Below are 1729 nucleotides of genomic sequence, written 5' to 3'. Positions count from 1 at the left end.
GAATACTGGGAAGCTAATAATATTCCTCTCAAGTTTTTAGTTATTAACAAATAGGTAAAGTTACTTTTTCACTATTTGGAGATTGTTTGTTGTGGTTGTCAGAATCAGGTGGTTATCGAGCGAAGTCGAGATAATGTCCAGGATTTAAGGATGTACAGGATTGTTATTTGTAGGTTTTCTGTGAATAGTTAATGATCATAATTTATGATTTAGAGGAAAATATATTTTCTATCATTCACAACAACCTATATTTCCTAAAAAACATCCTGTTAATCCTCTAATCCTGGACATCCTGATATGGCTTGCGCCACGCTACGCTATCAGACAATTTTATGAGAAAAATATATTTTCTATCATTCACAAAAACCTATATTTTCTCAAAAACATCCTGTTAATCCTCTAATCCTGGTTATTATCTCGACTTCGCTCGATAACCACCTGATTCTGACAATTTACTTATTCCCTAGATTCCTTAATAAAGCCACAAAACCAGCTTGAACAAAATGAATATCAGCCGTTACAGCATAAATTAAACCCTGTTCTTTCATCACAATAAATGAGATACAATCTGTTAAACCCCAATTTTTATCTTGACGACTGTGATAAAGTTCCAGCGCACCCATAAGAAGCGGTGTATCTACACTGACAACTTTGATATTATCTGTTTGATAACACTGATTAATAAACTGAACTGATGCTGTGCGGTTCACTGCACTTAAAGCATTACCAACTTCTATTAAAATGGCTTCTGTTATCCATACTTCAACGGCATTTTTCACCCTTGGTAATAATGCTTTAGCTTGAGTATGATATTGATCATTCTTGTTTAATAGAGCCTGAATAAATACCGTATCTAAAAATAGTCGTTCCTGATTCATTCTCTGATCTCATTGTCATGTTTAGGAGTACCATATAAATAGTAATTATGTTGATTCGACCAATCACTTGGTGCTTCAATAGTTCCTGTTAATGCCTCTAGCACGTCCCAAGCATTACCTTCAGCTTCTATATCTTCTAGTATTTCACCAAAAAGAGGATTATCCTTGTGCATTCCTGAAAATTTCAGCCAAGGATGTTCTGTTTTATCTGGTTCAATTTCTAAAGTTACTATTTCTGGTTTTCGTGCTTGAAAAAGCTGAATAAGATTATTTAATGCTTCTTCTTTATTCGCACCTAAACCTTGACATTCTGGTAAACTTAATAATGTCGCTTTCACAGTGCCATCTTCTTGGTTTTCAATTAACACATCATAAGTTAACTTGGGTGCAATTGTGGAAAGAGCATTTTTAACAGCTAAAATCATGATATTTTTACTCTTCTAACTCTGAATTAATTATAACACAATACTTGAACAAAGTTAAAATTATCATCTACATGATTTTAAGATTTATAGATTTTTATTAACAATCGTCCATTTTATATTTTATCATCCTGTAAATCCTCTAATCCTGGACATTATCTTGACTTCGCTCGATAACCACCTGATTCTGACAATTTTACTAACCTATTTCCTCACCATAAATCTATGAATCATAAAGTTTTTTATCTTGATGGTAAAAAAATTAATAGCAAACAAACATTTTTAAAACAAGCTGCTGAAGCAATGGAATTTCCTCCATACTTCGGCGCTAACTGGGATGCTTTTGATGAATGTATCACCGATTTAACATGGTGTCCGGCTCAAAGATATGTGATATTATATGATCATGCTGATATCTTTGCTCAAGCT

General features: G+C 33.1%; 3 protein-coding genes. 1 reads left to right on the top strand and 2 read right to left on the bottom strand.

Annotation, left to right across the window (positions count from 1 at the left end; genetic code table 11):
* Window positions 1–452: 452 nt before the first annotated feature.
* Together ACIR131C_RS0103670 and ACIR131C_RS21825 are read right to left on the bottom strand one after the other, a co-directional pair.
* Entirely contained in the window at window positions 453–878 is a 426-nt protein-coding gene (locus ACIR131C_RS0103670) for a type II toxin-antitoxin system VapC family toxin (RefSeq protein ID WP_028089108.1), read from the bottom strand.
* Window positions 875–1303, bottom strand: coding sequence for a type II toxin-antitoxin system HicB family antitoxin (locus ACIR131C_RS21825; RefSeq protein ID WP_051347487.1), 429 nt, complete (start codon window positions 1301–1303; stop codon window positions 875–877). Before ACIR131C_RS21825 ends, ACIR131C_RS0103670 begins: the two co-directional genes overlap by 4 nt.
* Before the next feature lie 222 nt (window positions 1304–1525).
* On the opposite strand from ACIR131C_RS21825, the gene ACIR131C_RS21820 reads away from it, so the two are divergent.
* On the top strand, window positions 1526–1729 hold a 204-nt coding region (locus ACIR131C_RS21820; RefSeq protein ID WP_196811719.1), incomplete at its 3' end, for a barstar family protein.

This window comes from Dolichospermum circinale AWQC131C (assembly GCF_000426905.1).
Lineage (GTDB): Bacteria > Cyanobacteriota > Cyanobacteriia > Cyanobacteriales > Nostocaceae > Dolichospermum > Dolichospermum circinale.
This window is presented reverse-complemented; position numbering and strand designations above follow the sequence as displayed.